The organism is Streptomyces sp. 1114.5, assembly GCF_003635085.1.
GTDB lineage: Bacteria > Actinomycetota > Actinomycetes > Streptomycetales > Streptomycetaceae > Kitasatospora.
On record NZ_RBXE01000002.1, the window covers coordinates 393,553 to 418,409 of the forward strand.

Sequence of the window (24,857 nt, forward strand, 5' to 3'; positions counted from 1 at the left end):
GACGAAAGAGTACGGGGGCGGTGGGCCCGTGGGGATGGGGTCTGCCAAGTCGGCATACCGGACGGTACGAACGGGCCGGGCCCGGCTCGGACCGCGCGCGGTCCGGGCCGGGCCGCGCCCCGGTCAGGGCTGTTCGCCCGTGCCCTGCTGGGCGGCCTCGACGGTGTGGTGCAGGTCGGCGGTGGCCTCCAGTGTGGCGGCCGTGCTCAGCGCCAGGCAGACGGCCAGGGCCAGCCCGACGGCCCGCAGCCCGGTGCCGGGGGCGGCGGCAGGGCGGGGCCGGAGCAGCGCGGCGACCCGGCGCGGCACCGGGCCGGAGTGGGCGGCCGGGGCCAGCCGGGGCCGGGCCGGCCAGGGGGAACGGCTCGCGGCGAGGGCGGCCCGGCCGACCGCGCGGGCGGTCACGGCGCGGTCGCCGACCCGGGCCGCCGCCACCTCGTCGGCCCAGCGCTCCAGGTGGTACCCGAGGGGCGTGCGGAGCGGGCGGAGCGCCGGGTGGACGGCGGCGGCGTGCTCGGCGAGGGCGAGGAAGACGTGGTGGCGAGCGGCCAGGTGGGCCCGCTCGTGCGCCAGCAGGGCGGAGCGCTCGGGCCCGCTGAGGGCACGCAGCATGCCGGAGGTGACCACGATCCGGCCGGGCTCGCCCGCGCGGCCGGGGCGGGGCAGGCGGCCGGGCAGGGCGAAGGCGTCGGCGCGCTCGTCGTCCAGGACGGTGAGCGGGGGCTCGCCGGGCCGCAGCAGGGCGCCGAGCGCGGCGCCGGTGCGTCGCAACGGGGTTCCGGTGGGCGGCAGTGGGGTTCCGGTGGGCCGCGGCGGGGTGAGCGGTTGCGGGGTGCGCGCCCGGCGCACCTCCGGATGCCGGTCGTGCCGGCCAGGCCGGGCCCGGCTCGGCAGGGCGGCCCGGGCCGCGCGCAGCTCCCGCCGCCGGCGACGCGCGGTGCGCACCGCGAGGGCGGTGAGGGCGGCCAGCGCCAGGGCGGCCGCGACGGCGGCGAACGGGGCGGCCGGTGCGGCCGAGCTGAGCCAGGGCAGCGAGAGGTGGCCGAGGGCGGCGACCGGTGGCAGCTGGAGCAGTCCGGCGGCGGCGAGCAGGCCCAGCGAACAGAGCGTGCCGCCGGCCAGGACGGTGGCGCTGCCGGCCAGCATCCAGGCCGCGGCCCGGGGCGACAGCGCCTCGGCGAGGCGGCGGGCCAGCGGGGCGGCCAGGAAGGGGAGCAGCAGCGGGGCCCAGACGGCGATCATCATCGGCCGGCCGCCTCCGGTGCACCCGCCTCCGGCCGGTTGCCGTTCGGGGCTCCGCCGGTACCGGGGCCGCCGTCGGTCGCGCCGTCGCCGAGCAGGTCGCGCAGCAGCTGCTCGTCCTCGGCGGAGAGGTCGGAGACGAAGCGGGCCAGCACGGTGGAGCGGTCGGCCTCGCGGCCCAGTTCGGTGTGCATCCGGCGGGCGGCCAGACCGGCGGTGTCCTGGACGGTCGGGGTGTAGGCGTAGGCGCGGCCGGCCCGGGTGCGTTCGACCGTCCCCTTGTCGTGCAGCCGGGCCAGGATCGTCGCGATCGTGGTGCGGGCGAGGTCCCCGCCGAGTGTCGCCTGGACGTCCTGCGGCGTCATCGGCTGCCGGGTCGACCAGAGGGCGGCCAGCACCTCGGCCTCCAGCTCCCCGGCGGGCCGGCGGACGGACGGTACGTCGGACATGGCGGCGCTTCCTCCAGGTTTCGTCTACAGTCATGTAGACCGTCTACGTCACTGTAGACGGTCCGGGCGGGTTCGGCCGGGCACCGCCGGGCGGGGCGGCTCCGTGCGGAGCCCCCGGTCCGGGCGGGTCGTGCCGGGAACCGCCCCCCAACGTACGGGAGGTCCGCCAGCCTTGCTCCAGTTCCCCGGCGATCCGGCCGTTCACCTCGCGGTGAACCCGCTGGACGCGTCCTCACTGCTCGCCGCGTTCGGCGCGCTCGGCATCGCCGTGGTGCTGTTCGCCGAGACCGGCCTGCTGGTGGGCTTCTTCCTGCCCGGCGACTCGCTGCTGTTCACCGCCGGACTGCTCTGCGTCCCCGGCGCCACCAAGGGCCCGCAGCTGGAACTGTGGCAGGTGCTGCCCGCCGCCCTGGTCGGGGCGCTGGCCGGCGCCCAGGTCGGCTACCTGCTCGGCCGGCGCGGCGGACGGGCGCTGCTGCGCCGCTCGCAGCGCCGCAGCCTGCGGGAAGGCGTCGCCCGGGCCGAGGAACTGCTGGCCAGGTACGGGCACGGCAAGGCGATCGTGCTCGCCCGGTTCATCCCGGTGGTCCGAACGGTGCTGAATCCGCTCTGCGGCGTGCTGGACGTGCCGGTCCGCTCGTTCACCGTCTGGCAGGTCGCCGGCGGGGCGGTCTGGACGGTCGGCGTGGTGCTCGCCGGGTACGGGCTCGGTTCGTCGATCCCCGGCATCGACCGATATCTGCTGCCGATCATCGGTCTGGTAGTAGTTGTCTCCGTGCTCCCCATTGTTCTCGAACTGTTCCGTGCCCGTCAGGCGCGCCGTCACGGAGGTGACAAGTGACGTCCTCCCGGATCCTCGCCGTCTACGACGGCAGCGGCATCGACGGCAGCCTCTACACCCAGGTGAACAAGTGGGCCGAGGCGGCCCCGCACTGGCTGGACGAAGTGATCAAGGTCTGGTCGGCGATCGGCCTCGGCCTGTTCGCGCTGTTCATGCTCTGGGCGTGGTGGCGGGCGCGCGGCGCGGACTCGACGGTGATGGCCAGGGTGCTCGCCTCGCCGGTGATCGTGGTCGTCGCGTACGCCGCCAACTCGGTGCTCAAGGGCATCGTCGAGGAGCTGCGGCCCTGCGCGCAGATCCCCGGCAGCGTCTCGCTGGAGACCTGCCCGGCCACCGGGGACTGGTCCTTCCCGAGCAACCACTCGGTGATCGCCTTCGCCGCCGCGGCCTCGCTCTGGTTCGTCAACCGGCGGCTGGGCTGGATCGCCGGGCTGTTCGCGGTGCTGATGGCCGCCTCCCGGGTCTGGGTCGGCGTGCACTACCCGCACGACGTAGCGGCGGGCGCGCTGGTCGGCGTGCTGGTCGCCGTGGTGCTGGCGCCGCTCGCCGGGCGCTGCGGGCCGCTGGTCGGCCGGATGCGGTCCGGCCCGCTGCGGCCGCTGCTCGGGCCCGGGGAGCTGCCGGCCGTCGCGCCCGGGTACGCCCCGTACGGCGCCGGGCGGCACTGACCCCCGACCCGATCGACCCCTGTCGCGACTGCCGGTACGGCCTTTGCTGCGGCCCTTGTTGCGACTCGGGCGGCGGGTAGAGCATGTGAGCCGGGCGTGGGGCCTCCCCCGGGAGGCGCCCGCCCGGCTCAGTCGTGCCCGGGGCGCGAGGGCTCCGGGGCGGTGCCAGCGGAGGGAGTGCCGAATGCCGTACAGACTCGACATCACGCAGGGGAACTGGCCGGGCGACCTGCTGCACAAGGGCGTGGAGGGGCTGCTGGCGGAGGCCATGGTGCTCACCCTCGCCACCGCCGGCCACGAGCACGGGCCGCACGCCAATCTCGCCTTCTTCGCGTACGACGACGACCTCGTCCTGTACTTCGTCAGCGAGCGCTCCACCCGGCACAGCCACCACCTGGCCGAGGAGGCCCGGGCCGCGGCCACCGTCTTCCTGCCGCCGCCGGTCTTCGGCGAGCAGCTGCGCGGGCTGCAGCTGACCGGCAGCGCGAGCGAGGCCTGGGGGCGGCAGGCGGAGGCGGCGCTGGCCGCGTACCAGGGGCGGTACCCCTCCTTCGCGCAGGACGAGGAGGTCCGGCGGCAGTTCCTCACCGGGGGCGGGGCGGCGGCGCTGTACCGGTTCCAGGTGGAGGAGCTGACGGCCGTGGACGAGCCGAACTTCGGGCGGCGCAACTACCTGCGGGCGCGGGTGGCGCGTTCGTAGCGTTCGTAGCGGGCGTGGCTGCAGGCGTCGGGCGGGCGCTCGGTTGCGGCCTCCGCCTACTCGCGGGTTGGCTATACAACTTTTCAGGTGGTTCACCTGCGGGACGGCGTTCCGACGCCCCGGGGACACCTGGGCGCACCACTCTGGCCGCATGAGAGTCATCGTCGTAGGAGCAGGCGTGCTCGGCACCATGCACGCCTGGCAGGCCGTCGAACGCGGCCACGAGGTCGTCCACCTGGAGCGCGAGACCGAGGCGCGCGGCGCCTCGGTCCGCAACTTCGGCCTGGTCTGGGTCAGCGGCCGGGCCCGGGGCGAGGAACTGGAGACCGCGCTGCGCGCCCGCGAACTGTGGGAGCGCATCGGCGCCCGTGTCCCCGACCTCGGCTTCCGGGCCAACGGCTCGCTCACCGCCATCCGCACCGAGGCCGAACTCGCCGTCGCCGAGCAGGCCCTGACCCTGCCCGACGCCGCTGCCCGCGGCTACCGGCTGCTCGACGCCGACCAGGTCCGGGCCGCCGAGCCCGCCCTGCGCGGCAAGCTGCTCGGTGCCCTGCGGTGCGAGCGCGACGCCGCCGTCGAACCCCGCACCGCCCAGCCCGCGCTGCGCGCCGCCCTCCAGGCCACCGGCCGCTACACCTTCCTGCCCGGGCGCGAGGTCCGCGACGTGATCGGCGAGAACGCCGTCCGCGACGACCACGGCGACACCCACACCGGCGACCTGGTCGTCCTCTGCACCGGCGCCTGGCTCGGCGGCCTGGTCCGCGAACTCGCCCCCGCCCTGCCCGTCCGCCGAGTCCGGCTCCAGATGATGCAGACCGACCCGCTCGGCGAAACCCTCACCGGCTCCGTCGCCGACGGCGACAGCTTCCGCTACTACCCCGCCTTCGCCGGCACCGCCCTGGACCGGCTGCGCGAGGTGCAGCCGCAGCCCGAGACCGCCGCCGAGCACAAGATGCAGCTGCTGATGGTCCAGCGGCGCGACGGCGGGCTGACCATCGGCGACACCCACGAGTACGACCAGCCCTTCGGCTTCGACGTGGTCGAGGACCCGTACGACCACCTGGTCGGCGTCGCCGAGGACCTGCTCGGCCGCCCGCTGCCGCGGATCCGCCGCCGCTGGGCCGGGGTGTACGCCCAGTGCGTCGACACCACCCGGGTCGTCCACCGCGAGCGGGTGCGCGACGGCGTCTGGCTGGTCACCGGCCCGGGCGGCCGCGGCATGACCTGCTCGCCGGCCATCGCCGAGACCACCGCCGAACTCGCCAACCTGTAAGGAACGTCGACGTGACCGATGTGACCCCTGTGACTGCTGTGACCGATGTGACCGCTGTGACTGCTGTGACCGATCCGAACCGGACGACCGCCGACATCCGGCTGGTCGTGCTCGACATGGCCGGCACCACCGTGGCCGACGGCGGCCTGGTCGAGCAGGCCTTCACCGCCGCCGCGGCGACCCTCGGCGTCGAGGCCGGCAGCCCCGACTTCGAGCCGATGCTGGCGCACGTGCGCGCCACCATGGGCGAGTCCAAGATCTCCGTCTTCCGGCACCTGTTCGGCGAGGAGGAGAAGGCCCAGCGGGCCAACACCGCCTTCGAGGCCGCCTACCACGACCTGGTCGACGCCGGCCACTGCGCCGCCCTGCCCGGCGCGGCCGAGGCCATCGCCGAACTGCGCGGCCAGGGCCGCAAGGTGGTCCTGACCACCGGCTTCTCCCGGGCCACCCAGGACCGCATCCTCACGGCCCTCGGCTGGCAGTCCGTCGCCGACCTCACCCTCTGCCCCGCCGAGGCCGGGCGCGGCCGCCCGTACCCGGACCTCGCGCTCACCGCGCTGCTGCGCACGGGCACCGAGTCGGTGCGGCAGATCGCCGTCGCCGGGGACACCGGCTACGACATGCTGACCGGCGTGCGGGCGGGCGCCGCGGTGGTCGCCGGCGTCCTCACCGGCGCCCACGACGCCGCCCGGCTGCGGGCCGACGGCGCGACCCACGTGCTCGGATCGGTGGCGGAGCTGCCGGCGCTGCTGGGGCCCGTCCGGGGCTGACCGGGGCAGTCCGGGCCCTGGGGGAGCAGGACGTCGGGCGGAGCAGGAAGTCGGGCCGGCCGACTTCCTGCTCCGAGTTCAGGACGACGCTTCGGTGAGCGCACCCCTGCGCCGGCGGGTGGCCTGGACGCCGAGGTAGCCCACCCCGCCCATCAGCGCCGCGTTCAGGGCGGCGGCGATCGCGAGGTCCGTCGGCAGGCTCAGGTCCTGCGGGCGGTGTACGGCCGCCCGGCGCCCGGGATCGTAGCGGACCGTCACCCGGTCGCCGACGGCCAGCGCGTGCAGGTCCTGGACCAGCACGCCCAGCGGCGCGCCGTCCACGCTCGTCACGTCGTACTCCGAACTCGGGTGCTTGCCCTCGGGGTGGTCCCACGCCGCCGTGACCACGGCGGTGGTGTCCACACCGGAGAGATCGAGGATCACGTCGTCCCGGGCGTGCGACACCGCCGCGGTGGCGGTCGCACCCACGGCGACCGCGAAGAACGCCACGAAGCACCCGAACATCCGCCCGGCCAGCCGGACCATGCCCACCGTCCAGCCGACCACCAGTGCCACCCCGAGGGCGAAGGCGGCCGACCCCCCGAGGAAGGTGCCCGCGAGCACCAGCCCGACGCTCCCCACCGGCACCGCCGCCACCAGCGCGGCCGTCCCCCGGTGCCTTCGGATCCCGCCCATGGCGCCCCCGTTCGTACAAGCGATCGGAGGGAAGGCTACGCCGCCGCCGAAGGTGCCTTCCGGCGGGGGCGGCTGCCGAAGCGGGCGAACCAGAGGAGGAGGACGGCGATGCCCGCGTTGAGCCCGATCACCGACCACAGGGAGGCCGTGGAGCCGGCCTCGCCCGGGAGCTTGGGCGCGACGCGCCCGGCCGGGTCCATCCGGACGGTGACGGTGTCGCCGGGCCTGAACCGCTCGGAGTCCTGCGCCAGCGGCCCGCCGGGAACGCCCGCGCCGTCCGCCGACGCGAGGGCGTAGCTCCAGGTCGTCGAGCCGCGGGAGGACTTGTCGGCCTTCGCGGAGACCACCACGGCGTTCACCTCGCGGCCGGAGGAGAGCACCAGGTTCTGCCAGGCGTCCCCGCCCGCGGCGGTGGCCATGATGACGGCCAGGGCGACCAGGGCCAGCGCCCCGCCGACGTCCTTGTAACCGGGGTCGCTCCCGGGCCCTCGGAGCTTGACCAGCCCCACGCCCGCCAGCACGAGGTAGAGGACCACCAGGCCGACGACGAGGAGCGTGCCGACGTAGCCGCCGGCGAGCACGATGCCGATGAACAGGCAGGTCAGGACGGTGATCAGGGCGGCGGCCCGGCCGAGCCACGGGCGGGTGGTGCCCGTGGCCGGGGCGGACCGGGCGAAGGTCATCCGAAGGCCTTCCGGACCGGGTCCCACTCTTCGGGCGGGAGGGCGTCGAGGCTTTCGTCGCGGGGCGGGTGGAAGGAGAAGCCGCGGAAGGCGGTGGCGAGCAGCGGCAGCCACTCGTCCCAGTAGTCGAGGTCCTCGGTGGTGAAGACGGCGGCGACCACGTGCGGGCTCCACGGGTGCGGGAGCAGCAGTTCGAGCTGGCGCACGGTGCTGACGGTGGACTCGGGCACGCCCCACACCGCGCCGGGCACCGGAACGGTCAGGTCGCGGGCGGCGAGGGCGGCGCGGCCCACCGGGAGGTCGACCACGCCGACGTCGGCGTCCGGCCAGGCCTCGGCCAGCTCCTCGGCGACGCGGGCCGGGTAGCTGCCGGGCGGGCCCTGGTCCTGCGGGCGCAGGAAGACGGCGAACATGCCGTGGATCGGCTCGCCGTCCTCGGCGCGGACCAGGCAGCTGGACACGTGGACGGCGCCCTCGCGCAGTTGGGCCTGCAGGGCGGTCTCGGCGGCGATCACGGCGCTGAGCTTCTGCTCGGGGCGGGCCTCGGGGAAGAGCGCGTGGAGCTGTTCGGCCGCGCGGGCCATCCGGTCGCCCAGGTCCTCGTCCAGGTCGACGGCGGTGAACCCCGCGGGGAGGGTGAGCCAGAGCGGGGGCAGGACGGCCCCGGGGGTCTCAACGGCCATAGCCGGCCGCCCATCCGGTCACGCCGATCAGGTTGCCGACGGTGGACACGGTGCCGACGATCGCGTTGGCCTTGCCACCGCCGGTGGCGAGGCCGCCCGAGCCGAGGAGGTTGTTGCCGCCGGTGGTGTAGTTGACCGCGCTGGTCAGGCCGTTGCTCGGGTTGTCCTGGGTGAGGGCGTACGCGGTCGGGGCGTTGAGGCCGGCGGTGGTGACGGCCTGGACGCCGTCGGAGACGTTCATCGCGGTGGCCTTGGAGAGCCCGAGCTTGATGGCGGGCTTCTCGACCGCCGCGACGAAGAGCGGGTTCGCCGGGTCGACCGCCCGGGACGCGGCCCGGACCTCGGTCGAGCCGGCGGTGACCACCCCGCGCACGCCCGCACCGGCGGCGCTCGCCTCCCGGGCGGCGCTCACGCCCTTGGCGGCGACTCCCACCCCGGGGATCGCGCCGAGGACGTCGCCGCCCAGGGTCAGCCAGTTGCCGATGTTCTTCTGCGGCGGCCACAGCTGGCCCTTGGCCGCGTACTGGGCGGTGTGCGCGCCGGCGGCGGCGGCGCTGAACAGGATGGCGGGCAGGGCGAAGGCGGGGAAGAAGATCGCCGCGACGCCGCAGACGCCGGCCGCCACCGTCAGCAGGTCGGCGCCGTGGTTCTTCAGCCAGTTGCCGACCTTGCTGAGCCACCCCGGCTCGGGCGGGGCCTTGCTGTCGGCGGCCTTGCGGATGGCGTCGGCCGTCTTGTGGGCGTCCGCCTTGTGGCCCTCGGCGAGTTCGTGGGCCTGGCTCTGGAGGCCGGTGAGTTCGGCGGTCGCGTTGCCGACCAGGGTGGCGGCGGCGTCGAGGTGGCTCTTCGCCTTGTTGTAGCGCTGTTCGGCGGCGGCGAGGGAGGCGTCGTCGGGGAAGTTCTGGCCGGCCAGTTTGAGGTCGGGGGCGGCGGCCGCGGTGGCGTGGGCCTGTTCGGCCTCGGCCTTCTTCTGCTTGGCGGCGACCGCGGCGCGCGCCAACTCGGCGGCCTTGGGCTGGTGTTCGGTCAGCGCCTTGTACCAGATGTCGAGGGCCTGGTAGGCGGCGGTGATGGAGTCGGCGGCGTCCTGGAGGTAGCCGGGGAGCTTGCCGAACTGGCCGGCGAAGGCCTTGGCGGCATCGCCGGTCCACTGGCCCTGGTTGGCGCTGATCTGGGAGAGCGTGGTGTGGACGCCGCTCAGGTGCGTGCCGACCCGGCGCAGGCTTCCGCTGAGGGCGGTGACGGCGGCGGAGTCGCCGGGGGTCGGGTTGAAGCCGAGGCCGGACCAGTCGGGCGCGGCTGCGGGCGTGGGGTCGCTCATGCCTGGGCCGCCGTCGGGGTGAGGGCCTTGGTGATGCTCTGCTCGGTGCCGTCGTAGCTCTGCTGTACCTTGTCCAGGCCGTCGTCGAGGATCTTGACGCACTCGCGGACCTTCTTCAGGCCGAACGCCCACTTCTCCTTGAAGTGCCCGCAGGCCTCGTCCAGGAAGTCGTAGCCGGTGCCGCTGTGACTGGCTGCCTCGAAGGCCTTGAGCCCCTGGTCGAGTTCGTCGCCGCAGCCTTTGAGGTCCTGGGCCAACTTGGCGAGGAATTCCGTACTGACCGTGAAGTCGGCCACTTTTGCCCCCCGATGCGTCGATTGTCGGACCGGGTGAGCATAACCCTCGTGGGTGCGCGGGTGATCGGGCCGGGAGGATCAAACCCCCGTCGTTACGGGACTTTTACGGGCCGTCGACGCGCCCTTGACGTCGGCGGCCCCACGGCGAGCAGGAGGGGGCAGCGGGTTGCTTCAGTGGCGCCAGAAGCCGCGCTTCGCCGGGGTGACGAGCCGGGCGACGGCGGTGACGAACAGTTCGGCGACGGGGGAGGGCCCGGGCCCGTGGTTGAGGTGGCCCTGGGGGGTCCACTCGCCGAGGACGGTGCCGGGGCTGCCGTCGAGGGGGTGGAAGGCGTGCTCCAGGGTCAGGTAGCGGACGGTCTTGCCGCCCTTGGGGTGGACGGCGGCGACGAAGTGGGCCTCGGTGGCGCCGACCGGGGTGGGCAGGGTGACCAGCAGCAGGTGGTGGCCGTCGACCGACAGGTGGCGGCAGTCGAGGCCGTGGCCGGGCAGGCGGTCCTCGGGCGGGAGGGTCTGGGCGAGGCCGTCCCAGATCCGGGTGATGACGGGCAGCAGGCTGCCGCCGTCCGGGGCCGGGGTGGCCACTCGCGGGCCGAATTCGAGCACCTGGCGGGCGAGCTCGCGGTGGACGAAGCGGTAGTGGTGGGGCCTGGGGTCCGTCATGGGGGACACCGTAGCGAACGGCCGGGAGCGGGAAGTCGGCCCCTCCGACTTCCCGCTCCCATGCGCGAGTTGACCAGCTGTTTCACGAACTGACGATGCGTCAGATGTGCCAGATGCGTCAGATGCTTCAGATGCGTCGGATTCGCCTCAGTGGCTGCTCTTGAGGTTGATCACGACCACCCCGGCGATCACCAGCGCGATCCCCAGCCACTGCAGCCGCCCGAGCGATTCGCCGAAGGCGACCACGCCGATCCCGGCGACCGCCGCCGTCCCGGCGCCCGACCAGACCGCGTACGCGACCGAGACCGGGATGTGCTTGAGGGCGCGGCCCAGCAGCAGGAAGGAGAGCGCGTAGCCGACGCCGACCCCCAGGCTCGGCCAGAGGCGGGTGAACCCCTCGGTGAGCTTGAGGCAGCTGGTGGCGCAGACCTCGCTCAGGATGGCGAGGGCGAGCAGGACGTAGGGCATGTCAGGGTCGAACCGGCGGCGCGGCGGTGATCTTCCCGAGCAGCGCGAGGTCGGCCTGCTCCAGGCTGGCGAGCAGGGTGATCCGGTCGCCGTCCGGCATCGGGGTGGCGGTGGACGGCACGGCGAGCACGGCGCAGCCGGCCGCGCTGGCGGAGGCGACCCCGGTGGGGGTGTCCTCGACGGCGACGCAGCTGGCCGGGTCGAGGCCGAGCCGTTCGGCGGCTGCGAGGTACGGGTCGGGCGCGGGCTTGGTGCGGGCGGTGTCCTCGGCGGCGAGGGTGACGGCGAACCAGTCCCGGCCGATGGCGGACAGCACGAGGTCGACCACCCGGCGCGGGGAGGCGGAGACCAGCGCGGTGGGCACCCGGGCGTCGCGCAGGGACGCCAGCAGGGCGAGCGCGCCGGGGCGCGGAACCGTCTCGGCGGCGACCTTGCCGGCGAAGGAGTCGCCCAGCCGGGCGGCGAGTTCGGCCTCGCTGAGGGTGGTGCCGCTGACCCGGTGCAGGTGGGCGGCGGTGTGCTCGACGGCCTGGCCGAGGACTTCGGGGGCGTCCCGGTCGGTGAGCGGGTGGTGCAGCTCCTCGGCGACCTCGGCGGCGGTCTGCCACCACAGCTGCTCGGTGTCGACCAGGGTGCCGTCCATGTCGAACAGGACGGCGGCGGGGAGCCCGGGGGAGGCGGGCAGGGGGGATTCAGGCATGGCGGTACCTTCGGGGTGGTTCAGCTCGGGTGATTCTCGCAGAGCGCGTTCTGCGAGGGTCAGGCGGGCCAGGCGGGTCGGGCTGGCTACACGGGTCAGGCGGGCTACGCGGGTCAGGCGGGACGGCGGTCCACCAGCACGGGGCGCTGCGGCAGGGTGAGCTCGGCGTGCGAGCCGACCGGCAGGGCGGCGGTGGCCTCGGTGGGCAGGTCGGCCTTGACCTCGGTGCCGTCGGCGAGGCGGACGGTGATCCGGGTGACGGCGCCCAGGAAGGACGCGGAGACGACCAGCGCCGGGCCGTCCGCGGCGGGGGTCAGGGTGACGTTCTCCGGGCGGACCAGCACCTGCAGCTCGCCGTCGGCCGGGATCTCGCCGTCCACCGCGTGGCGGCGGCCGAGCACCTCGACGCCGTCCGAGGTGCGGGCGCACGGGATGCGGCTCATGGTGCCGACGAACTCGGCGACGAAGGCGGTGGCCGGCCGGCCGTACAGCTCGGACGGGGTGGCGCACTGCTCCAGCCGGCCCGCGCGCAGCACGGCGACGCGGTCGGCCATGGACAGCGCCTCCTCCTGGTCGTGGGTGACGAACAGGGTGGTGATGCCCAACTCCTGCTGCAGGCGCCGGATCTCCTCGCGCAGCTGGAGGCGGACCTTGGCGTCGAGCGCGGACAGCGGCTCGTCCAGCAGCAGCACGCGCGGCTGCAGGGCGAGCGCGCGGGCGAGCGCGATGCGCTGCTGCTGGCCGCCGGACATCTGGTGCGGGTAGTGCTCGGCGCGGTGCGGCAGGCCGACCAGCTCCAGCAGCTCGTGGGCGCGCTTGCGGCGCTCGGCCTTGCCGGCGCCGCGCATCCGCAGCCCGAAGGCGACGTTGTCCAGCGCGGTCAGGTGCGGGAAGAGGCTGTACGACTGGAACACCATGCCGGCGTCGCGCTTGTGCGCGGGGATCGCGGTGATGTCCCGGCCGTCGACCAGGACCTCGCCGGAGTCGTGCTGTTCGAAGCCGGCCAGGATGCGCAGCGCGGTGGTCTTGCCGCAGCCGGACGGGCCGAGCAGGGCGAGCAGTTCGCCCGGCCGGACGGTGAGGTCCAGGCCGTCCAGGGCGGTGGTGGCGCCGAAGGAGCGGCGCAGCGCGCGGAACTCGACGGTGGCGCTGCCGGTGGCGGTCCGGTCGGGGAGGGTGGCCGTGGTCATGGCGGGTGACTCCTGGAGAGCGTGGGGTGGTTCAGGACCGGGCGGTCTTGCGGCCGCGGCCGGCGGCGGACATCAACAGCAGGACCAGCCAGACGATCAGCAGGCTGAGCATGGAGACCGCGACGGACATCTGGCCGTCGCTCTTGCCGTTGGAGTTGATCCACACCGAGAAGGGGGCGAAGCCGAGGATGGAGGCGGTGGTGAACTCGCCGAGCACCAGGGCGACGGTGAGCACGGCCGCGTTCAGCAGCGCGCTGCGCAGGTTGGGCAGGACGACGGTGAACACCGCGCGCAGCCAGCCGGCGCCGCAGTTGCGGGCGGCCTCGACCAGGGTGACGACGTCCACGCCGCGCAGTCCGGCGTCGATCGCCCGGTAGGCGAAGGGCAGCGCCATCAGCACGTACGCGATGACCAGGACGATCGGGAAGTCCGGGTTCTGGATCGCCACGATGGTCTGGAACAGCGGGGTGTCCTGCAGGTAGTCCGGGCCCCAGCGCAGCACGCCGATGATGCCGGTGGTGAGCGCGACCACCGGGACGACCAGCGGCATGGAGCACAGCACCTCGATCACCGGGCGCAGCCTGGGCGCGCCGAGCCGGGAGGCGAGCATCGCCGGGACGAGCAGGAGCAGCAGCACCGCGACGGTGACGCCGGCCAGTTCGAGGCTGAGCACCAGGCTGTCGGTGAAGCCGGGGGCGTTCAGCAGCTCGGTGTAGGCGCGGAAGGTGGTGCCGCCCTTGTTGTCGTCGATGCTGAACCACAGCGAGGCGGCCATCGGCACGGCGAAGTAGATGCCGCAGAGCAGCAGCACCAGGCCGCGGCCGAAACGGATGCGTTCGATCAGGCGAGCCACTTGGCACTCCGGCGCTGAAGGGGCAGGTACACGGCCATCACCAGGCAGGCGACCACGATCATGTCGAGGCCGAGGGCGAGGGCGAGGTTGCCCTGGCCGACCAGGACGTTGCCGGACAGGGCGTCGCCGATCTGCATCGAGATCAGCGGCACCGAACTGCCCACCATGGCCTCGGCGGTGGCGTACGCGGCGAAGGAGGCGCCGAACAGCAGGACGAAGCCGCCGAGCAGCGAGGGCAGCAGGACGGGCAGGGCCACGTGCCGCCAGTACTGCAGGGCGGTGGCGCCGTTGTTGTAGGCGGCCTCGCGCCACTGGACGCGCAGGCCCTCCAGGGCCGGGGTGACGGTGATGACCATCAGCGGGACCAGGAAGTAGAGGTAGACCACGGACAGGCCGGAGAAGGTGTAGAGGCTCCAGCCGTGCGCGGTCAGCCCGAGCTTCTTGGTGACCTCGCCGGAGTTGCCGAGGGTGGCGACGAACATGAAGGCCAGCGGCACGCCGCCGAAGTTGGCGAGCACGCCGGAGGCGGACATCACGGCCTCGCGGAACATCCGGAACCGGGAGGTTGCCACGGCCTGGGCCAGCGGCAGGCCGACGACGGTGGCGATCAGTGCGGTCAGCAGCGAGAGCTTCACGCTGCCCCACAGGGCCGTCCAGTAGGCGCCCTGGAGGGAGCCGGTGAGGTTGTCGGTGGTGAAGGTGCCGCCGCCGTCGGGGGCGTCCGAGGAGGTGGTGAACGCGCCGATGGCGATCGCGACGGCGGGCAGGCCGAAGCCGATCACGAAGAACAGCAGCAGGGGGAGGGCGGCGAGCCAGGCGCGGCTGCCGCCGGACCGGCGCCGGCCGGGGCGGGGGGCCTTGGCGGCTTCGGCGGTGGTGGCCTTCGTGGCCTTGGTGGGCGCGGTGGTCGCGGCCGTGGTGCTGGGGGTTGCGGGGCCGGGGGCGCCCCCGCCGCGCTGGGCGGCGGAGGCGGTGGCCGGCACCGGGGTGGGAGCCGTGGTCATCTCAGGTCAGCCCGCGATCGCCTTGGCCCAGTTCTCGGTCACGGTCTTCTTGGCCGCGTCCGTCTGGTCCTGGGTCGGGAAGGTGGTGAAGGGCTTCTCGACGGCCGGGAGCTTGGCGGCGGCGGCCGCGTCGAGGGTGCCGGCGGCCTTCATGGCGTCGAACAGGGCGGGGGTGGCGTAGCCGCCGAGGAAGCCGTTCTGGCCCTGGGCGCTGTAGAGGTACTCCTCCCACAGGCGCGCGGCGGCCGGGTGCGGGGCGTCCTTGTTGATCGCCTGGTTGTAGTACTGGGCGTAGGAGCCGTCCGAGGGGATGGCCACCTGCCAGTCGATGCCCTTGTCCTTGAACTTGTCGCTGTAGCCGGCGTTCAGGTACGACCAGTCGATGCTGATCGGGGTCTCGCCCTTCTCGATGGTCGCCGGGGTGACCTCGACCGGGTTGAAGTTGCCGGCCTGCTTGACCTTGCCGAAGAAGTCGATGCCGGGCTGGATGTTGTCCAGCGAGCCGCCGTTGGCGAGCGCCGCCGCGTAGACGGCGCCGAAGGCGGCACCGGCCTTGGTCGGGTTGCCGTTGAGCGCGACCATGCCCTTGTAGTCGGGCTTCAGCAGGTCGGCGAAGGTCTTCGGGCAGACGGACACCTTCTTGGCGTCGCAGCCGATCGACATGTAGCCGCCGTAGTCGTTGTAGCGCAGGCCCGCCGGGTCCTTCATGGTGTCCGGGATCTTGTCGAAGTCGGCCACCTTGTACGGGGCCAGCAGGCCCTGCTTGGCGGCGCTGATCGCGAAGGCCGAGCCGAGGTCGACGACGTCGGGGGCGCGGTCCTGGCCCTTGCGGGAGGTGACCGCGTTGATCTCGTCCTGGCTGGAACCGTCCGGGTTCTCGTCCTCGATCTCGATGCCGTACTTGGCCTTGAAGTCGTCCATCAGCTTGCCGTAGTTCGCCCAGTCGCGCGGCAGCGTGATGGCGTGCAGCTTGCCCTCCTTCTTGGCTGCGGCGACCAGGCCGTCCATGCCGCCGAAGTCGGCGACCGAGGTGGCGGTCTTGGCGTTCTTGCCGCCCGCGGCGTCGCCGGACTTCGCGGAGGAGCCCGCGGAGCCGCAGGCGGTGAGGGAGAGCGCGGCAGCGGTCAGGACGGCCGCGAAGGCGGCGGAGCGGGCGCGGTGCACGGACACGGGTCAGTCTCCTGAGAAGGGGGAACTGCGAGTGGGCGTCTCGATCGGGGGATCTGGCGAGTGGCGGTCCGGAGTGGTCCGGGCTTCGGGGGCTGTCCGGAACCGTCCGTCGGGTTGTTTCGGAACCGTCCGTCGGGTCGGGGGGAACCGTCCGTCGGACCGTTCGGAGCCGTCCGAGTTGACTAGCCAACTTCGCTGACGGGCCTAAGTACGCCGGAGCTCGGTGACGGGAAGGTGAACGGACGGCCCAGAACCGGGGTCGGCTGCGGGAACGGTGGAATCCGGCCATCGGAGCGTGATCCGTTCGGTGCGATGCTTCGAAGACGCAGCGGGATAGGGTCGGACCGTCCGCGCCGGCACCGCTGCGCAGGACACCGCCCCAGGAGGGACATTGACTGACGTGGCAACAGAGCCCCAGCGCCCCGAGGCCGCGGAACGCCCCGCCACCGAGGGGCGCCCTGTCGCGGCCGAGGAGCGGGCCGCCGGCGCGCTGTACCGGAAGGTGGCCGCCGACCTGCGCGAGGCCATCACCACCGGCGCCTTCGGCGAGGCCGGCCGGCTGCCTGCCGAGGGCGCGCTGGCCGAGCAGTACGGCGTCTCCCGCGGCACCGTCCGCCAGGCGCTCGCGGTGCTGCGCTCCGACGGGCTGGTCACCTCCCGCCGCGGCACCCGCCGGGTGGTGCTCGGCGGCGCCCGGGTGCAGAGCTTCTCCGAACTGCTCAGCTTCACGCACTGGGCGTACTCGATGGGCGAGGAGCCCGGCGGCATCCTGGACTCGCTGGTCCGCCGCCCGGCCGACGCCGCCGAGCGCGAGCAGCTGCGCCTGGAGCCGGGCGCCGACGTGTACGTGACGGTCCGGCTGCGCACCCTGTCCGGTACGCCGGTGATGGTCGAGCGCACCGTCTACCCGCCGCGGGTCGGCGAGATCGTCGCCGAACTGCCGCCGGACGTGGTCTCGCACACCGAGGTGCTGCGCGAGCACGGCATCCTGTTCACCGACGCCGACCACACGATCGACGTGGTGGCGGCCAACGCGGAGGACGCCCGACTGCTCGGCTGCCGCCGGGGCAGCCCGCTGCTGCGCGAGCGGCGCCGGACGACCGACCCGACGGGCACACCGGTGGAGTGGTCCCAGGACCGCTACCTGCCCGGCACGGTGGCGTTCAGCGTGCACAACTCGCTGGCCACGTCGGCGCTTTCGCGGCACGCGCGGGAGATGGACTGAATATTCGCCCGCTCGCCTCCGGCGGTGCACCCGTCAACGGCCATTCGGGTGAGGGGGCTGGGGTTCAGCGCGTTGCGGCGTGGGGAGTCCGGGGTGCTGCGGCACTGTCGGGAGGATTTCCCCCACCTGAGAGGCGCTGTGCCATGGCCCATCCCAACACCACGACCCCACCCGCCGCAGGACATACCGAGCTCAAGCGCGAGGTCGGCGTCATCGGACTGCTCTGGGCCTCGGTCGGCGCGATCATCGGGTCCGGCTGGCTGTTCGGCGCGCAGAAGGCGGCGGTGGCGGCAGGACCCGCGGCGCTGGTGTCCTGGGCCATCGGCGCGGTGGCGATCATCCTGCTGGCGCTGATCCACGCCGAGCTGGGTGGGCTGTTCCCGGTGGCGGGCGGCACGGCGCGGTATCCGCACTACGCCTTCGGCGGGTTCGCGGGAATGTCGTTCGGCTGGTTCACCTGGCTCCAGGCGGCGACGATCGCGCCGATCGAGGTTCAGGCGATGATCAACTACGCCCGGCACTGGTCCTGGGCGGACGGCTTCCTGAACGAGGACCTGACGCTGACCGGGACGGGCTTCGTGGTCGCGGCCGCGCTGATGGGTTTGTTCGTCGCGATCAACTTCCTCGGCGTCCGACTGCTCGCCCACACCAACAGCGTGGCCACCGTGTGGAAGGTCGCCGTCCCGATCCTGACGATCTTCGCGCTCGGGCTCACCGAGTTCCACGGCTCCAACTTCACCGTCCACGGCTTCGCACCGGACGGCGCCAAGGGCGTGCTCGCCGCGATCAGCACCAGCGGCGTGATCTTCGCGCTGCTCGGCTTCGAACAGGCCATCCAGTGGGCGGGGGAGAGCCGCAACCCCCGTCGGGACATCCCCCGAGCCGTCCTCGGGTCGGTGGTGATCGGCACGATCGTCTACGTGATGCTCCAGGTGGTGTTCATCGGCGCCCTGCCGCCGTCGACCTTCGCGGGCGGCTGGGACACGCTGGACTACCCCGGCATCAGCGGCCCGTTCGCGGGCCTCGCGACGCTGATCGGGCTCGGCTGGCTGGCGACGATCCTCTTCATCGACGCCGTGATCTCGCCGGCCGGCACCGGGCTGGTCTACATCACCTCCAGCTCCCGGGTCACGTACGGCCTGAGCCGCAACGGCTACGCGCCGCAGGCCCTGCAGTACACCGACCGCAACTCGGTGCCCTGGCTGGGCCTGATCATCGCCTGGGTCGCCGGCGTGATCTGCTTCCTGCCCTTCCCGAGCTGGCAGCGGCTGGTCGGCTTCATCACCTCGGCGGTCGTCCTGATGTACGCGGGCGCGCCGCTGGCCTTCGGCGTGCTGCGCAAGCGGCTGCCCGGGCTGGAGCGGTCGTACCACCTGCCCGGTGGCACGGTCATCTCGCCGCTGGCCTTCGCGGTGGCGAGCCTGGTCATCTACTGGTCCGGCTGGGACACCCTGTGGCGGCTGGGCCTGGCCATCGTGATCGGGTACGTGCTGCTCGGCGGGTACTCCGCGTACGCCACGTCGAAGGGGGTGCCGAACGCCCCGCGGATGGACTTCAAGGCGGGGCAGTGGCTGCCGGTCTACCTGGTCGGGATGGGGATCATCTCCTGGCAGGGCACCTTCGGCGTCGGCTCGCAGGGGAACCTGCCGCTCTGGTGGGACATCCTCGTCGTGGTGGTGTTCTCGCTGGTGATCTACTACTGGGCCCTGGCGGTCGCCCTGCCCGCGGAGGAGATCGAGCGGAACATCCGTGGTGTCGAGGTGGTGGAGGTCGAGGGGCACTGAGCACCCTGGACGGAGCGGCCCCCGAGGTGACTCGGGGGCCGCTCGGCGCTTCTAGCCGTTGACGGTCGCCGCCCAGGCCGCCTCGGCGGCCTGCAGGGCCGGCTCGGCGTCGGCGTTCGTGGCCGTCGCCAGGGCGGTCAGGCAGGCGCTGACGGTCTCCAGCGCGGCCGCCGGGCCGTAGTGGTTGACCCGCAGCATCCGCGCGGCCAGCGCGCCGCCGCCCGGCTGGACGGGCAGCGCCGGGTCGAGACGGGCGGCGAGTTCCGCCGCGTGCAGGCCGTCCGGGGTACGCAGGGTGGTGGCGACCGGGGCCGCGTGGGCGTCCTCGGTGACGAACGGGGCCAGGGTGCCGAGGGCGCGGGCGCCGGCCCGGGTGGCGGCCGCGGCGGCGCGGTGGCGGGCGATCACGGCGGGCAGGCCGTCGGCGGCGATCCGGTCCAGGCAGGCGCCGAGCGCGAGCATCTCCAACTGGGCCGGGGCGTGCGGGAGTACGGCGCGTCCGGCGTCGGTCCAGCGCTCCTTCCAGTCGAGCAGCGACAGGTAGGAGCGGCGCGGGGCGGCCGGGTTGGCGGCGATCCGCTCCCAGGCGCGGTCCGACACCGAGACCGCGGAGACCCCGGCGGGCCCGCCCATCGCCTTCTGACCGCCGATGACGCACAGGTCGATGCCCCACTCGTCGGTGAGCAGCGGCTCGGCGGCGACGGAGGCGACCGCGTCGAGCATCAGCAGGGCGCCGTGCTCGCGGACCACCGCGCCGATCTCGGCGACCGGGTTGGTGTTGCCGGTGGCGGCCTCGGCGTGGACGAGGGAGACGAAGTCGATCGCCGGGTTCGCCTCCAGGGCCTCGGCCACCTGCTGCGCGCCGACCGCGCTGTCGAAGGGCACGGCCAGGTCGACGACCGTCGCCCCGCAGGAGCGCAGCCAGTTGCCGAAGGTCTGGCCGTACGGGCCGGTGACGATGTTGAGCGCGGTCGAGCCCGGGTGCGCGGCGCCGCGGATCGCCGCCTCCAGCGGGAGCAGCGCCTCGCCCTGGGTGACGATCACGTCGGCCTCGGTGTGCAGCAGCGCGGCCACCCCGTCCTCGATCGCCGCGAACTCGGCGGCGCTGAGCGCGGGGAGGTCGAGGAAGGGGCTCCTCTTGATGACTCGCTCGCTTCGCTCGTTCACGTCGGGTAGGGCCTCTCGCTACGGGGACGGGGGATGGTCGGTGCCGGAACGAGTCTGCCGCATCCGCACTGCTTACACGGAACCCGCCCGTCGGTAGAGTGCGGCCATGAGCGATGGCGCGGTGCTGCACGTGCGGGGTCGGGTGCTGGTCGGTCCGCAGGACGTCCGGGACGAACTCTGGGTGGTGGACGGCCGGGTGAGCTTCACCCGCCCGACGACCGCCGGGGACGTCCGGACCGTGACCGGCTGGGTGCTGCCCGGCCTGGTGGACGCGCACTGCCACGTCGGCCTGGACGCGCACGGCGCGGTGGACGCGGAGACCAGCGAGAAGCAGGCGCTCACCGACCGCGACGCCGGCACCCTGCTGATCCGCGACGCCGGCTCGGCCGCCGACACCCGGTGGATCGACGAGCGTGAGGACCTGCCCCGGATCATCCGCGCCGGCCGGCACATCGCCCGCACCCGCCGCTACATCCGCAACTACGCACACGAGATCGAGCCCGGCGACCTGGCCGCGTACGTCCGGGCCGAGGCCCGGCGCGGGGACGGCTGGGTGAAGCTGGTCGGCGACTGGATCGACCGCGAGCGCGGCGACCTCGCCGCCTGCTGGCCCGGCGACGCGCTGGCCGAGGCGATCGCGGCGGCGCACGAGGAGGGCGCGCGGGTGACCGCGCACTGCTTCGCAGCCGAGTCGCTGCCGGACCTGCTGGCGGCCGGAATCGACTGCGTCGAGCACGCCACCGGGCTGACCGAGGAGCTGATCCCGGTGTTCGCCGAGCGCGGCGTCGCCATCGTCCCGACCCTGGTCAACATCGCCACCTTCCCGGGCCTGGCGGCCGGCGGCGAGGCCAGGTTCCCGGCCTGGGCGGCGCACATGCGGCGGCTGCACGAGCGCCGGTACGACACCGTGGGCGCCGCGCACGACGCGGGCATCCCGGTGTTCGTGGGCACGGACGCGGGCGGCTCGCTCGCCCACGGACTGGTCGCGGACGAGGTGGCGGAGCTGGTGAAGGCGGGGCTGAGCCCGGCCGAGGCGCTGTCGGCGGCGAGCTGGGGGGCGCGGGAGTGGCTGGGTCGGCCGGGGCTGGAGGAGGGTGCGCCGGCGGACTTCGTGGTGTACGAGGAGGACCCGCGGGCGGACGTCCGGGTGCTCGCGGACCCGCGCCTGGTGGTGCTGCGGGGGCGCCCGGTCTCATGATCATCCGCTGAACGCCCTGTCCGTGTAGGCCGATAGGGTGGCGAGCATGGCACCGCGTCCACTGAACGAGATCGTCGAGCCCGGCTGGGCCGCCGCCCTGGAACCCGTCGCCGGACGGGTCGCCGCGATGGGCGACTTCCTGCGCACCGAACTGGCCGCCGGCCGTACGTACCTGCCCTCGGGCCCGAACGTGCTGCGGGCCTTCCAGCAGCCCTTCGCGGACGTGCGGGTGCTGATCGTCGGGCAGGACCCGTACCCGACGCCCGGCCACGCCGTCGGGCTCAGCTTCTCGGTGGGTCCGGAGGTGCGGCCGATCCCGGCCAGCCTGATCAACATCTTCCAGGAGTACGGCCAGGACCTCGGCCTGCCGCAGCCGTCCAACGGGGACCTCACGCCGTGGACGCAGCAGGGCGTGCTGCTGCTCAACCGCGCCCTGACCACCGCGCCGCGCAAGCCGGCCGCGCACCGGGGCAAGGGCTGGGAGGAGGTCACCGAGCAGGCGATCCGGGCGCTGGTGGCGCGCGGCGGGCCGCTGGTGGCGATCCTCTGGGGGCGTGACGCCCGGAACCTGAGGCCGCTGCTCGGGGAGGTCCCGGCGATCGAGTCGGCGCACCCGAGCCCGTACTCGGCGAGCGGGGGCTTCTTCGGCTCGCGGCCGTTCAGCCGGGCGAACGAGCTGCTGGTGCGGCAGGGGGCGCAGCCGGTGGACTGGCGGCTGCCGTAGGGCTGCTGTAGCAGAGTCCGGTTGTAGCAGAGTCCGGTCAGCGCGGAACGTCAATCTCACTCCAACGGGTGAAATGACTTTCCGTGTTGCTCATGTGACGGATAGTTCGAGAAGACTGGCGGCTCATCGTTTCATCTGTGTGGGGGTACCGCCTTGTCTTCTCGCCGAATCGTTTCTGCAGCTGTCGTCGTGGTGGCGAGCACCGCGCTCACCGCCGGGCCCGTCCAGGCCGGCCCGTCGACCCCGCCTTCGCCGGGGAAGGCGCGCGCCGTCACCGCCGAACTCGCCCTGGACGTCAAGCTGTTGAACAACGCCGTGGACGTCCCGGTGAACATCGCGCTCAACAAGGTGGAGACGCCCGAGCAGCGGGAGGGTTCGGTCCTCACCGCCACGGTGGCCGGAGTCGACCAGACCGGCCCGGTCACCCTGGTCAAGGCGGACATCGGCAAGTCCGTGACCCGCGCCGACGCCAAGGGCACCGCCGCCTCCGTCAAGCTGGTCAATGCCGACGTGCACGCCCCCGGCCTGCCCGCCACCGCGCTGCTCGGACTGGAGGCGATGAGCGCCGAGGCGACCTGCCCGGTCGACGGGCAGCCGACCGCGGACGTGGTCGCGCCCGCCAAGCTCACCGTCCTCGGCAAGCCGGTCACCGTCGGCCTGTACGGGCCGACCAACGTGGACGTGCCGCTGATCGGCAGCGTGTCGGTGGAGTTCTCCAAGAAGACCACCACCACGACCACCGCCGCCGCCTCGGCACTGGAGGTGCAGGTGGAGGTCAACCCGCTGAACCTGAACGTCGCCAAGGTCAGCGGGAGGATCACCGTCGCCTCGGTGAGCTGCGAGAAGCCCTCCGCGCCCACCGCCACCCCGCCCACGACCGGCACTCCCGGCACCCCCGGCACCGCGCCGACCAGCGCGCCCGCCGCCCGGCCGGTGGCCGACACCGCCGCCTCGCGCACCGCCGCCCCGCAGGCCGCGGTGGAGAAGCCCGAGCAGCCGGACAAGCTGGCCGCCACCGGCGGCAGCAGCGCCACCGGCCCGCTGGCCGCCGGAGCCGCCGCCCTGCTCGCGGGCGGGGCGGCCGCGCTCTGGGCCACCCGGCGCCGCCGGGCCGCGCACGCGCGCCGGAACTAGACATTCCGCCTGGGCACTCCATGCGGCGGGAGTGCCGTGCCCGGCACTCCCGCACCGTGACCGTGCCAATGCGGACGGTTGGTTCACATGCGCGTTACATGAGAGGAACAACCGGGAAACGGCGGCTTGCGACGCTACGCGGGCACCCACCACCCAGCAATGCGAGGGACCAGCCGTGGCAATCAAGGCCGAGTACATCTGGATCGACGGCACCAAGCCGACCGCGAAGCTCCGTTCCAAGACTCGCGTCCTGCCCAACGCCGACAAGATCCCGACCTGGGGCTTCGACGGTTCCTCGACCAACCAGGCCGAGGGCCACGCCTCGGACCGCGTGCTGGAGCCGGTGAAGGTCGTTCCGGACCCGATCCGCGGCGGCGACCACATCCTCGTCCTCTGCGAGGTCCTGGAGACGGACGGCACCCCGCACGAGTCCAACACCCGCGCCCTGCTGCGTGAGGTCCACGAGAAGTACGCCGCCCAGGAGTCGATCTTCGGCATCGAGCAGGAGTACACCTTCTTCAAGGGCTCCCGCCCGCTCGGCTTCCCGGAGGGCGGCTACCCGGCCCCGCAGGGCGGCTACTACTGCGGCGTCGGCGCCGAGGAGGTCTTCGGCCGCGAGATCGTCGAGCTGCACCTGGACCGCTGCCTCGACGCCGGCCTGGCGATCTGCGGCATCAACGCCGAGGTCATGCCCGGCCAGTGGGAGTTCCAGATCGGCCCGGTCGACTCGCTGACCGTCTCGGACGACCTGTGGATCGCCCGCTACCTGCTCTACCGCACCGCCGAGGAGTTCGGCATCGACGCCACCCTGGACGCCAAGCCGGCCCGGGGCGACTGGAACGGCGCGGGCGCCCACACCAACTTCTCCACCAAGGCGATGCGCGAGGGCTACGACGCCATCATCACGGCCTGCGAGTCGCTCGGCGCCTCCCAGGAGAAGGTGCTGGAGCACGTCAACCAGTACGGTGACGACATCCAGTCCCGCCTCACCGGCAAGCACGAGACCGCCCCGTGGAACGTCTACAGCTACGGCGTCTCCAACCGCGGTGCCTCCGTGCGCATCCCGTGGCAGGTCGAGGTGGAGCAGAAGGGCTACATCGAGGACCGCCGCCCGAACGCCAACATCGACCCGTACGTGGTCACCCGCCTCCTGATCAACACCTGCTGCGAGGCCCTGGAGAAGGCCGGCCAGGTCTGATCCGCCGCCCCCGGGCACACGGCAACACCCACCGCCGGGCCTCCCCTCCTCGTGAGGGGAGGCCCGGCGGTCTTTCCGCGTCCGGCGGTCTTTCCGCGTCCGGCGGTCCTTCCGGGTCCTGCGGACGGTGTCGAACGGGCGGTGAACTCCGGTGGCCGGGGCTGCCGTTGGTTCCGGTGAGGGCCCGCCGAGCGGGCCCGATCCGACCAGTCAGGAGCAGACCATGAACAAGATCAAGGCCGCCGTCGTGGCCGCCGCCGTCCTCGCCGGGGTCGGGCTGGCCGCGGCTCCCGCGTCGGCCGGGGTCATCACCCCCGCGCACTGCGGCAGCACGATGTTCGGCGGCGACTTCCTGTGCGGGGGCGACTACGGCACCAGCGGCCAGACCGTCGTCAACCTCAACGACGGCACCCGGCAGGTCTTCGTGGTCGGCCGCGACCACGCCATGTGGACGCGCTGGACGATCGGCAACTCCAACGGGCTGAGCGCCTGGACCTCCATGGGCGGCTACCTGACCAGCCAGGTCATCGTGGTCAAGGCGGGCTCGGACAACTCCCTCACCCTCCGCGCGCGGGGCGGCGACGACCGCGGGTGGTTCATCGACCGGTACAGCAACGGTGCCTGGAGCAGCTGGTACACCTACGGCGTGCCGAAGGGCTGACCCGGGGGCCTCGCCGGGCCGGGCGGGAGGTTCCGGCCGGGCAGGGGCCTGCAGGGCCGGTCAGGACCCGATCGTGACCGGCAAATCGCTGGTCAATCAGCGTCACCGAACCGAGAA

27 protein-coding genes are annotated in these 24,857 nt (G+C 73.4%); 12 read left to right on the forward strand and 15 right to left on the reverse strand.

Features of this window, described 5'->3' with window-relative positions; genetic code table 11:
- Positions 1-123 precede the first annotated feature (123 nt).
- Complete coding sequence (locus BX285_RS25195) at positions 124-1,245, reverse strand: M56 family metallopeptidase (protein ID WP_259470785.1); 1,122 nt, start codon at positions 1,243-1,245, stop codon at positions 124-126.
- Positions 1,242-1,691, reverse strand: coding sequence for a BlaI/MecI/CopY family transcriptional regulator (locus BX285_RS25200; protein WP_097235809.1), 450 nt, complete (start codon positions 1,689-1,691; stop codon positions 1,242-1,244). The genes BX285_RS25195 and BX285_RS25200 overlap by 4 nt, the downstream gene beginning before the upstream one ends.
- A 172-nt stretch (positions 1,692-1,863) precedes the next feature.
- Here BX285_RS25200 and BX285_RS25205 point away from each other — a divergent pair, with 172 nt between their 5' ends.
- From BX285_RS25205 to BX285_RS25225, 5 genes are all read left to right on the forward strand, one after another.
- Positions 1,864-2,532: a DedA family protein gene (locus BX285_RS25205; RefSeq protein ID WP_143685687.1), complete on the forward strand. Its 669-nt coding sequence runs from the start codon at positions 1,864-1,866 to the stop codon at positions 2,530-2,532.
- Positions 2,529-3,200, forward strand: a complete 672-nt coding sequence (locus BX285_RS25210; protein WP_257032357.1) for a phosphatase PAP2 family protein — start codon at positions 2,529-2,531, stop codon at positions 3,198-3,200. The genes BX285_RS25205 and BX285_RS25210 overlap by 4 nt, the downstream gene beginning before the upstream one ends.
- A gap of 184 nt (positions 3,201-3,384) precedes the next feature.
- Positions 3,385-3,900, forward strand: a complete 516-nt coding sequence (locus tag BX285_RS25215; RefSeq protein WP_097235807.1) for a pyridoxamine 5'-phosphate oxidase family protein — start codon at positions 3,385-3,387, stop codon at positions 3,898-3,900.
- Positions 3,901-4,051: 151 nt separating this feature from the next.
- Positions 4,052-5,173 (forward strand): TIGR03364 family FAD-dependent oxidoreductase, encoded by a 1,122-nt coding sequence (locus BX285_RS25220; RefSeq protein WP_121178257.1) that lies wholly within the window; start codon positions 4,052-4,054, stop codon positions 5,171-5,173.
- A gap of 65 nt (positions 5,174-5,238) precedes the next feature.
- A complete protein-coding gene (locus BX285_RS25225) occupies positions 5,239-5,943 on the forward strand; it encodes a phosphonatase-like hydrolase (RefSeq protein ID WP_097235805.1) in 705 nt (234 codons plus the stop codon).
- Positions 5,944-6,021: 78 nt separating this feature from the next.
- Here BX285_RS25225 and BX285_RS25230 read toward each other — a convergent pair whose 3' ends face one another.
- The 12 genes from BX285_RS25230 to BX285_RS25285 form a co-directional block, all read right to left on the reverse strand.
- Positions 6,022-6,618 carry a hypothetical protein gene (locus BX285_RS25230; protein ID WP_097235804.1) on the reverse strand — a complete coding sequence of 199 codons (597 nt, stop codon included), beginning with the start codon at positions 6,616-6,618 and terminating at the stop codon, positions 6,022-6,024.
- 35 nt (positions 6,619-6,653) lie between these two features.
- The gene (locus BX285_RS25235; RefSeq protein WP_097235803.1) at positions 6,654-7,301 is read right to left on the reverse strand and encodes a hypothetical protein; all 648 of its coding nucleotides are present in this window, start codon (positions 7,299-7,301) and stop codon (positions 6,654-6,656) included.
- Positions 7,298-7,984 carry a hypothetical protein gene (locus BX285_RS25240; protein WP_097235802.1) on the reverse strand — a complete coding sequence of 229 codons (687 nt, stop codon included), beginning with the start codon at positions 7,982-7,984 and terminating at the stop codon, positions 7,298-7,300. Before BX285_RS25240 ends, BX285_RS25235 begins: the two co-directional genes overlap by 4 nt.
- Entirely contained in the window at positions 7,974-9,305 is a 1,332-nt protein-coding gene (locus BX285_RS25245) for a hypothetical protein (protein ID WP_097235801.1), read from the reverse strand. The genes BX285_RS25240 and BX285_RS25245 overlap by 11 nt, the downstream gene beginning before the upstream one ends.
- Positions 9,302-9,601: a hypothetical protein gene (locus BX285_RS25250; RefSeq protein WP_097235800.1), complete on the reverse strand. Its 300-nt coding sequence runs from the start codon at positions 9,599-9,601 to the stop codon at positions 9,302-9,304. Before BX285_RS25250 ends, BX285_RS25245 begins: the two co-directional genes overlap by 4 nt.
- 171 nt (positions 9,602-9,772) lie before the next feature.
- Positions 9,773-10,264, reverse strand: coding sequence for a hypothetical protein (locus tag BX285_RS25255; protein ID WP_097235799.1), 492 nt, complete (start codon positions 10,262-10,264; stop codon positions 9,773-9,775).
- A gap of 147 nt (positions 10,265-10,411) precedes the next feature.
- Complete coding sequence (locus BX285_RS25260) at positions 10,412-10,732, reverse strand: multidrug efflux SMR transporter (protein WP_097235798.1); 321 nt, start codon at positions 10,730-10,732, stop codon at positions 10,412-10,414.
- A 1-nt stretch (position 10,733) separates the two neighbouring features.
- The gene (locus tag BX285_RS25265) at positions 10,734-11,432 is read right to left on the reverse strand and encodes an HAD family phosphatase (RefSeq protein WP_097235797.1); all 699 of its coding nucleotides are present in this window, start codon (positions 11,430-11,432) and stop codon (positions 10,734-10,736) included.
- 113 nt (positions 11,433-11,545) lie between these two features.
- The gene (locus tag BX285_RS25270) at positions 11,546-12,622 is read right to left on the reverse strand and encodes an ABC transporter ATP-binding protein (RefSeq protein ID WP_097235796.1); all 1,077 of its coding nucleotides are present in this window, start codon (positions 12,620-12,622) and stop codon (positions 11,546-11,548) included.
- Positions 12,623-12,653: 31 nt separating this feature from the next.
- Positions 12,654-13,463 (reverse strand): ABC transporter permease, encoded by an 810-nt coding sequence (locus BX285_RS25275; RefSeq protein WP_373560546.1) that lies wholly within the window; start codon positions 13,461-13,463, stop codon positions 12,654-12,656.
- Entirely contained in the window at positions 13,463-14,479 is a 1,017-nt protein-coding gene (locus BX285_RS25280) for an ABC transporter permease subunit (RefSeq protein WP_097235795.1), read from the reverse strand. The genes BX285_RS25275 and BX285_RS25280 overlap by 1 nt, the downstream gene beginning before the upstream one ends.
- A gap of 6 nt (positions 14,480-14,485) precedes the next feature.
- Positions 14,486-15,649, reverse strand: coding sequence for an ABC transporter substrate-binding protein (locus BX285_RS25285; RefSeq protein WP_097235794.1), 1,164 nt, complete (start codon positions 15,647-15,649; stop codon positions 14,486-14,488).
- A gap of 490 nt (positions 15,650-16,139) precedes the next feature.
- Between BX285_RS25285 and BX285_RS25290 the strand changes: the two genes are divergently transcribed.
- Together BX285_RS25290 and BX285_RS25295 are read left to right on the forward strand one after the other, a co-directional pair.
- A complete protein-coding gene (locus tag BX285_RS25290) occupies positions 16,140-16,874 on the forward strand; it encodes a GntR family transcriptional regulator (protein WP_097239929.1) in 735 nt (244 codons plus the stop codon).
- Between the two features lie 143 nt (positions 16,875-17,017).
- Entirely contained in the window at positions 17,018-18,658 is a 1,641-nt protein-coding gene (locus BX285_RS25295) for an APC family permease (protein WP_097235793.1), read from the forward strand.
- 51 nt (positions 18,659-18,709) lie between these two features.
- Here BX285_RS25295 and BX285_RS25300 read toward each other — a convergent pair whose 3' ends face one another.
- The gene (locus BX285_RS25300; RefSeq protein WP_257032356.1) at positions 18,710-19,825 is read right to left on the reverse strand and encodes an alanine--glyoxylate aminotransferase family protein; all 1,116 of its coding nucleotides are present in this window, start codon (positions 19,823-19,825) and stop codon (positions 18,710-18,712) included.
- A 106-nt stretch (positions 19,826-19,931) separates the two neighbouring features.
- Here BX285_RS25300 and BX285_RS25305 point away from each other — a divergent pair, with 106 nt between their 5' ends.
- The 5 genes from BX285_RS25305 to BX285_RS25325 all read left to right on the forward strand — a co-directional run bounded on the left by BX285_RS25305 (position 19,932) and on the right by BX285_RS25325 (position 24,740).
- The gene (locus tag BX285_RS25305) at positions 19,932-21,023 is read left to right on the forward strand and encodes an amidohydrolase family protein (RefSeq protein WP_097235792.1); all 1,092 of its coding nucleotides are present in this window, start codon (positions 19,932-19,934) and stop codon (positions 21,021-21,023) included.
- Positions 21,024-21,069: 46 nt separating this feature from the next.
- Entirely contained in the window at positions 21,070-21,747 is a 678-nt protein-coding gene (locus BX285_RS25310; RefSeq protein WP_097235791.1) for a uracil-DNA glycosylase, read from the forward strand.
- A 153-nt stretch (positions 21,748-21,900) separates the two neighbouring features.
- Positions 21,901-22,881, forward strand: a complete 981-nt coding sequence (locus BX285_RS25315) for an SCO1860 family LAETG-anchored protein (RefSeq protein WP_306458845.1) — start codon at positions 21,901-21,903, stop codon at positions 22,879-22,881.
- A gap of 175 nt (positions 22,882-23,056) precedes the next feature.
- On the forward strand, positions 23,057-24,079 hold the full coding sequence (gene glnII / locus BX285_RS25320) for a glutamine synthetase (RefSeq protein ID WP_097235789.1): 1,023 nt from the start codon (positions 23,057-23,059) through the stop codon (positions 24,077-24,079).
- Positions 24,080-24,302: 223 nt separating this feature from the next.
- Positions 24,303-24,740 (forward strand): hypothetical protein, encoded by a 438-nt coding sequence (locus BX285_RS25325; protein ID WP_097235788.1) that lies wholly within the window; start codon positions 24,303-24,305, stop codon positions 24,738-24,740.
- Positions 24,741-24,857: the final 117 nt, after the last annotated feature.

Excerpts from the sequence above, each read along its gene's own strand:
- BX285_RS25195 (WP_259470785.1), bottom strand. The coding sequence starts at position 1,245 with ATGATGATCGCCGTCTGGGCCCCGCTGCTGCTCCCCTTCCTGGCCGCC.
- BX285_RS25200 (WP_097235809.1), bottom strand. The coding sequence starts at position 1,691 with ATGTCCGACGTACCGTCCGTCCGCCGGCCCGCCGGGGAGCTGGAGGCC.
- BX285_RS25215 (WP_097235807.1), top strand. The coding sequence starts at position 3,385 with ATGCCGTACAGACTCGACATCACGCAGGGGAACTGGCCGGGCGACCTG.
- BX285_RS25220 (WP_121178257.1), top strand. The coding sequence starts at position 4,052 with ATGAGAGTCATCGTCGTAGGAGCAGGCGTGCTCGGCACCATGCACGCC.
- BX285_RS25230 (WP_097235804.1), bottom strand. The coding sequence starts at position 6,618 with ATGGGCGGGATCCGAAGGCACCGGGGGACGGCCGCGCTGGTGGCGGCG.
- BX285_RS25235 (WP_097235803.1), bottom strand. The coding sequence starts at position 7,301 with ATGACCTTCGCCCGGTCCGCCCCGGCCACGGGCACCACCCGCCCGTGG.
- BX285_RS25240 (WP_097235802.1), bottom strand. The coding sequence starts at position 7,984 with ATGGCCGTTGAGACCCCCGGGGCCGTCCTGCCCCCGCTCTGGCTCACC.
- BX285_RS25245 (WP_097235801.1), bottom strand. The coding sequence starts at position 9,305 with ATGAGCGACCCCACGCCCGCAGCCGCGCCCGACTGGTCCGGCCTCGGC.
- BX285_RS25255 (WP_097235799.1), bottom strand. The coding sequence starts at position 10,264 with ATGACGGACCCCAGGCCCCACCACTACCGCTTCGTCCACCGCGAGCTC.
- BX285_RS25260 (WP_097235798.1), bottom strand. The coding sequence starts at position 10,732 with ATGCCCTACGTCCTGCTCGCCCTCGCCATCCTGAGCGAGGTCTGCGCC.
- BX285_RS25265 (WP_097235797.1), bottom strand. The coding sequence starts at position 11,432 with ATGCCTGAATCCCCCCTGCCCGCCTCCCCCGGGCTCCCCGCCGCCGTC.
- BX285_RS25270 (WP_097235796.1), bottom strand. The coding sequence starts at position 12,622 with ATGACCACGGCCACCCTCCCCGACCGGACCGCCACCGGCAGCGCCACC.
- BX285_RS25280 (WP_097235795.1), bottom strand. The coding sequence starts at position 14,479 with ATGACCACGGCTCCCACCCCGGTGCCGGCCACCGCCTCCGCCGCCCAG.
- BX285_RS25295 (WP_097235793.1), top strand. The coding sequence starts at position 17,018 with ATGGCCCATCCCAACACCACGACCCCACCCGCCGCAGGACATACCGAG.
- BX285_RS25305 (WP_097235792.1), top strand. The coding sequence starts at position 19,932 with ATGAGCGATGGCGCGGTGCTGCACGTGCGGGGTCGGGTGCTGGTCGGT.
- BX285_RS25310 (WP_097235791.1), top strand. The coding sequence starts at position 21,070 with ATGGCACCGCGTCCACTGAACGAGATCGTCGAGCCCGGCTGGGCCGCC.
- BX285_RS25325 (WP_097235788.1), top strand. The coding sequence starts at position 24,303 with ATGAACAAGATCAAGGCCGCCGTCGTGGCCGCCGCCGTCCTCGCCGGG.